Origin of the sequence: Pseudoalteromonas sp. CST2 (genome assembly GCF_028599385.1) — a bacterium.
In the GTDB taxonomy this organism is placed as follows: Bacteria; Pseudomonadota; Gammaproteobacteria; order Enterobacterales; family Alteromonadaceae; genus Pseudoalteromonas; species Pseudoalteromonas atlantica.
Genome location: NZ_JAQREO010000021.1, coordinates 38105 through 44465, shown reverse-complemented (window position 1 = coordinate 44465; position 6361 = coordinate 38105). Strand labels below are relative to the sequence as shown.

At 39.6% G+C, this 6361-nt stretch carries 4 protein-coding genes and 5 tRNA genes; 2 read left to right on the top strand and 7 right to left on the bottom strand.

Annotated elements, in window-relative coordinates; translation table 11 throughout:
- Positions 1 to 323: 323 nt before the first annotated feature.
- The 5 genes from PSH41_RS19225 to PSH41_RS19205 form a co-directional block, all read right to left on the bottom strand.
- Positions 324 to 399 (bottom strand) — tRNA-Phe (locus PSH41_RS19225).
- Between the two features lie 45 nt (positions 400 to 444).
- Positions 445 to 520, bottom strand: a tRNA-Thr gene (locus PSH41_RS19220).
- A gap of 57 nt (positions 521 to 577) precedes the next feature.
- Positions 578 to 653 (bottom strand) — tRNA-Phe (locus PSH41_RS19215).
- Between the two features lie 45 nt (positions 654 to 698).
- Positions 699 to 774, bottom strand: a tRNA-Thr gene (locus PSH41_RS19210).
- Positions 775 to 845: 71 nt separating this feature from the next.
- Positions 846 to 921: transfer RNA gene (locus PSH41_RS19205), tRNA-Phe, on the bottom strand.
- 338 nt (positions 922 to 1259) lie between these two features.
- Between PSH41_RS19205 and PSH41_RS19200 the strand changes: the two genes are divergently transcribed.
- The gene (locus PSH41_RS19200; protein WP_121637023.1) at positions 1260 to 4034 is read left to right on the top strand and encodes a hybrid sensor histidine kinase/response regulator; all 2775 of its coding nucleotides are present in this window, start codon (positions 1260 to 1262) and stop codon (positions 4032 to 4034) included.
- A gap of 52 nt (positions 4035 to 4086) precedes the next feature.
- Here the strand turns inward: PSH41_RS19200 and PSH41_RS19195 are convergent, their stop codons facing one another.
- Entirely contained in the window at positions 4087 to 4359 is a 273-nt protein-coding gene (locus tag PSH41_RS19195; protein WP_004587535.1) for an oxidative damage protection protein, read from the bottom strand.
- A gap of 33 nt (positions 4360 to 4392) precedes the next feature.
- The gene (gene mutY / locus PSH41_RS19190; RefSeq protein ID WP_273589984.1) at positions 4393 to 5454 is read right to left on the bottom strand and encodes an A/G-specific adenine glycosylase; all 1062 of its coding nucleotides are present in this window, start codon (positions 5452 to 5454) and stop codon (positions 4393 to 4395) included.
- 161 nt (positions 5455 to 5615) lie between these two features.
- On the opposite strand from mutY, the gene trmB reads away from it, so the two are divergent.
- Positions 5616 to 6341 carry a tRNA (guanosine(46)-N7)-methyltransferase TrmB gene (gene trmB / locus PSH41_RS19185; RefSeq protein ID WP_024031613.1) on the top strand — a complete coding sequence of 242 codons (726 nt, stop codon included), beginning with the start codon at positions 5616 to 5618 and terminating at the stop codon, positions 6339 to 6341.
- Positions 6342 to 6361 lie beyond the last annotated feature (20 nt).

The window sequence follows — 6361 nt, the reverse complement described above, 5'->3', positions numbered from 1 at the left end:
CATCGACATCTACGTAAATTGCATCTAAGTTATTCATGCCCTTGCCTTGGTAATCTTATGTTTCTTGGTCGAAAGATCTGATCACCGCAAGGGCATTTAGTTCCATTTCTTATGCGCAGCTCAGGTTTATTACTTAAATCAATCATTTTGAGTGAGTAAATGGAGTGAGTAATAACAGCACCTAACCTTTTGATGAGGTAATTATGCGCATGCAAACAAGGGAGAAAAAGAGAGGATATACCCAATTAATATGGACTGTTTTGTCCATAATAAATTTTAAACAAAAAAAAGCCCTGCATGTGTATGCAGGGCTTTAATATAAATGGTGCCTCGACCCGGAATCGAACCAGGGACACGAGGATTTTCAATCCTCTGCTCTACCAACTGAGCTATCGAGGCACTTAAACAGTGCAATTAAATGTTTAAACATTTAATTTAAATAAATGGTGCCGACTAACCGAGTCGAACGGTTGACCTACTGATTACAAGTCAGTTGCTCTACCAGCTGAGCTAAGTCGGCACACTAAACTGTGTGCTAAGGCACGTTCAATTTTAAAGATTGAGAACTTAAAATAAATGGTGCCTCGACCCGGAATCGAACCAGGGACACGAGGATTTTCAATCCTCTGCTCTACCAACTGAGCTATCGAGGCACAAAAACTGTGCAATTAAATATTTAAACATTTAATTTGAATAAATGGTGCCGACTAACCGAGTCGAACGGTTGACCTACTGATTACAAGTCAGTTGCTCTACCAGCTGAGCTAAGTCGGCACACTAAACTGTGTGCTAAGGCACGCGTAATAACGTTTAAACTATTGATTAAACACCACTACTTTAATAAATGGTGCCTCGACCCGGAATCGAACCAGGGACACGAGGATTTTCAATCCTCTGCTCTACCAACTGAGCTATCGAGGCACTTTAACAGTGCTAATTAAAAATCATAAATGATTTTTAATGCAATTCCCACTCAGCGCTATCGACTGAGCCATCTGGGCGTGCGGCGTATTAAACGAGTTTTGCCCTTACAAGTCAACTTTTTTTTTACTCTTTATAACTGTTTGAACGGTTTTCACACAACAAAGCTTATTTTTATAGACTAATGTTTATTTATCCAACAAAAACTCACAAAAAACCTTAATTTAATCAATTAAACCAGACTAAAAACGTAGTGAATTATTTTACGTAAATGATACGATTACTGTGAAAATACGATAAGGGCTTATCGTACAAACAAATACCAATGGGAACAATCAATGCAGAGTAAATTCTCTTCGCCGGTGAAAGGCTTACTGCCGCTTTTTTTAATAATTAATATTGCAGTAACAGCGCTTGCTATTGTTGCCTTTGCGTTTTATTCGCAAAACACACAACCTGCACCAGCAGCCAAACAAAAAGTAAGTATTACGCAGCTAGCACAACAACTTGATTTACCAATGGTAGATGCACTTACTATGTATGGGCAAGGCAAGGTTCGCCAGCTACTTGAGCTTACTTCAGTATTAGATGATGAGTTTGAATATACGCTCTATCGCTTTAATGCCACCTCAGAAACCCAACTTGTATATAGCAGCACTAAACCCGCTATCGAATCTAAAAAAGTAGATGAGCATTTAACTGAGCAAGGTATATTGCACCATATATTGCTTTTGAACGACCAGCCTATTGGTGAGCTAATAATAAAACAACAGTTACCAGCACCGCCTTTAACGCAGCAAGACTCGCAAGTAATAGCCTATATTATTGCAATTGTAAGCGTGTTCGCCTTATTTGCATTAGCCCTACTATTTAATACCTATATAAATACTCGCTTACGTAAAAGTAGTCATTTGTTAAATGAAGAACTTCAAGCGATTACCGAAAATGGCAATTACGACAGTAAAGTAAGTGAAAAACTAGACTTAGGCTTATCTGGCGTGGCTAAAAACATAAACTTGCTGCTAGATAAAGTTAACTCAGTAATGTCTGAAAAAGAGGCTGCGCAAAAAGAGCTTCAAAAATTACAAACTGGCCTTGAGAGCGAAGTACAACAAAGAACAATTGCATTAGAGCAAGCGACATTAAAAGCACAACGCGCTAGCGAAACTAAAACGACCTTTTTAGCCACTATGAGCCATGAAATTCGCACGCCTATGAACGGCGTTATTGGCACTATAGATTTATTAAGACAAACAGAGCTTGATGGCGCGCAGCATCGTTTAAGTACTATTATCCGTGAGTCAGCGTTTTCACTATTAAGTATTTTGGATGATATTTTAGACTTCTCTAAAATTGAAGCGGGTAAGCTAAATATTGACCCTACGCCTTTTTCAGTTACTGATACGATTGAAGAAGTGGCTCGCGTGCTTTCATCTGTTGCTAAAAAGCGCAAATTAGATTTAGAGCTTTCTATTGCGCCAGATATTCCAACTAATTTAACTGGCGATACAATACGGGTTCGCCAAGTACTGTATAACCTTTGTAGTAATGCAATTAAGTTCACCAGCACTGATGACAAACGCCAAGGGCACGTAAAAATATCGGTAGAAGTGGCCCATAATACGGCAGATCATTTTACGCTGCGTTTTTGCGTAACCGATAACGGCAAGGGCATGACCCAAGCGCAACTGCGAGAAATATTTAACCCGTTTGTGCAAGCCGAAAACTCAATTACCCGTGAATACGGCGGCACTGGTTTAGGGCTTTCTATTTGTAAAAGTTTAACCGAGCTTATGCTCGGTACTATTAATGTAACTAGCCATGCAGGCATTGGTAGCGAATTTACCGTTGAGCTTCCATTTGGTACCTCAGGAAAAATTAAGTACGCACATAAAAATGCGCTCAATGGCAAACATGTAGTGGTAGTGAGCAATCATTTAGAGCGCGAAAAAGCAATGTACCGCTATTTATCGTTTATGGGCGCTAAAATTACCTACGTGCACAACCAGCAAGAAATAGAAGCTCAACAAGAGCAGCACGACATTATATGGGTTGTCGATGGCATAGATGATATGGAAAAAGTTAACTCTTTACTGCGTCGTCTTATTTACTCACTTGAAGATAATAATCAACAAGTAGTGGTATTAAGTAAGCTTGATGAAGCCGCTATAAACCATAAAAATGTATTTTATATTAATGCCTCACCGCTGTGTAAATCTAACTTTATGATGTCGATATTGGTAGCAGCAGGCTTGCATCAACCTAAACAAATTAAAAAAACAAAAACACTCAACAATTATTTAAATGTTGAACAAGCACGCGATGCCAATAAACTCATTTTATTAGTAGAAGATAACCTACTAAACCAGCAAGTTTTAACCGACCAACTGCATATACTAGGCTATGGCGTTGAAGTAGCAAATAACGGTGAAGAAGGTTTAGATATGTGGCGTCAAAACAATTACTCGCTCATATTAACCGACTTACATATGCCAAAAATGTCAGGTTACGATATGGTTGAAAAAATTCGTGATGAAGCCGAGTTGTTAGATTCTATAGACGCTCAGCCTTATATTATTGCGGTTACTGCCAATGCGCTCAAAGGTGAAAAAGAGCGTTGCCTGGCGGTAGGTATTAATGACTTTATTACTAAGCCTATAGAGCTTAATGCCTTAGAAGATACCTTAAAGCGTTGGTATGATAAGCATAATAAAGACCAAACTGTTGTTATTCATCAAAAGCCTGCCATGCCTATTAATATGGACGCGGTATCGACTTATGTAAACGGCGACGAAGCCAAACAATTACGCTTTTTCAAAATGTTTTTAGAGCAAAGCCAAAGCCTAATTAAAAGCATTAATTCCGGCGTTATGGTTAATGACAGAGACGAGATAAGCAGTGCTTGTCATCAGCTCAAGGCTATCTCTAAAACTATTGGTGCTGAGGCCGTTGCACAATGTGCAGAAGAGTTTGAAGAGAAGTGTCGAAATGCAGAGCTTGATACTGATGAGCTAATAGCGCAAAGAGATACCCTTGAAATTGAATACTCTAAAGCTGCGCAGTTTTTAAAAGAGCAAGTGCGCTCAGCGAATACTGATGAAGAAACGCTATAAAATATAGCTATAAAAAAAAGGGCTATATAGCCCTTTTTTTTATGCCTAAAAATTACTTTTCAGGAGGTCGATAACCTTCAATTTCTACGTCTTTGTCTTCAAACAAAAAGCCAACCATTTGCTCTTCTAAAAACGTACGGTGCTCTGGGTCCATCATATTTAAATGCTTTTCGTTAATTAGCATAGTTTGCTTATGCTGCCACTGGCCCCACGCTTCTTTAGAAATATTATTAAAAATTTTCTCGCCTAGTTCACCGGGGTATAACTGAAATCCAAGCCCTTCGGCTTCTTTTTGTAACTTTTGACAAAATACTGTACGTGCCATAATTGACTCTCTTAAGCGCTAAATGCTAATAGTTTAACCTATTGGGCTCATTTGTTTAACCAACTTTTTAGTCGGTGCAGCTAAACCCACCTCTATAGATTGATCGAGTGGGTACCACACAAGTTGTTTATCGTTTACTACATCCGGTACGTTATTAATATTAAGCACATGTGGATTTATCGTCAGCTCAAAATGCGAAAACACATGAGTAAAAGGTGTTAACTCTTCCAGCTCGGTTTTTAAGCCTTGCTGATTTAAAAATAACACCATTTCGCTGTATTCGTTAAACTCAAAAAAGCCAAACAGACCGCCCCAAATACCGCTACTTGGGCGCTTTTCCATTAAAACTTTCTCGTCATGCTGAATAATTAATTGATGACAACTCTTTTTAGGAACCGCTTTTTTAGGTTTAGAATGAGGAAACTCTTTTACTTTACCGGCATTAAACGCACCGCAATCGCTATTAAGTGGGCACGCTTGGCAGTCAAAGCGACTGCGAGAGCAAAGGCTGGCGCCCAAGTCCATCATGGCTTGGTTAAACTCAGTCACATTGTTTTTAGGGGTTAACTGGGAAGACAAGTGCCAAAGTTGGTTTTCTACTTTTTTTACCCCATACCACCCTTCAACCATAAAATAACGGGCAAGCACTCGCTTAACATTACCATCTAAAATAGGGTGGTGCTGGCCAAGCGACAGCGATAATACCGCACCTGCGGTAGAGCGCCCTATTCCGGGTAAATCCATGACCTCTTCAAGTGTAGTAGGAAATTTACCTTGGTATTTATCTCGCACTATTTTGGCCGTTTTATGTAAGTTACGTGCCCGTGCGTAGTAACCTAAGCCAGTCCAATGATGCAGCACTAAATCTTCATCTGCATTTGCTAAAGCAATGATATCTGGGAAGCTTGCCATAAACTTTTCAAAGTATGGAATAACCGTAACAACTTGCGTTTGCTGTAACATTACTTCTGACACCCACACTTTATACGGTGTTTTACCTAGTTGCCAAGGCAATGTTTTACGCCCATGAAGGTGATACCACTGAACCACTTGGTTAGCAAATTTGTCTGACTGCTGTTTATTTAAATCCAACATATACTACTTTTACTCATGCTCAATAGCGGCTCAGTCTATTGCAGTTAATAAAAAGATCAAGCTATGAAGGCGCTATAACACGCTAATACTTGTGATTAGCTGCGTGGTCAGGGATAATACGCAACCATTTTTAAACACATTGTTTTTGTCAGGCCAATAATATGAGTGAATCAAGTAACAACAACCTTGAGCAAGCTAAGCAAGAAGGTAAGTATATCCGCACAATTCGCAGTTTTGTAAAACGCGAAGGCCGCTTAACTAAAGGCCAAGCTGCCGCAATTGAAAAATGCTGGCCAACTATGGGTCTTGAGCATAAAAACGGCCTACTCGACTTAGCTCAAGTATTTGGCAATAACAATGATGTAGTATTAGAAATTGGTTTTGGTATGGGCAAGTCATTAGTTGAAATGGCAAAAAATGCACCGCACCTAAACTTTATTGGTATTGAAGTACATCGCCCAGGCGTTGGCGCATGTTTAATGGATGCAGATGAAGCCGGTGTTACTAATTTACGTGTATTTGAACACGATGCGGTAGAAGTACTCGCTGACTGCCTTGCAGATGAAAGCTTAACAACGCTGCAGTTATTCTTCCCTGATCCATGGCATAAAAAGCGTCATCATAAACGCCGTATAGTGCAAACAGAATTTGCTGAAAAACTGCGTACAAAATTAAAAATTGGCGGTGTTTTTCATATGGCTACTGACTGGGAAAACTACGCCGAGCACATGCTAGAAGTTATGCAAGCAGCGCCTGGCTATAAAAATCAGTCATCTACCAACGACTACGTACCTCGCCCTGATTCGCGCCCACTAACTAAGTTTGAACAGCGCGGCCACCGTTTAGGTCACGGCGTATGGGACTTGATGTTTGAGCGCACAAAATAATTACACTAATTTACTAATCA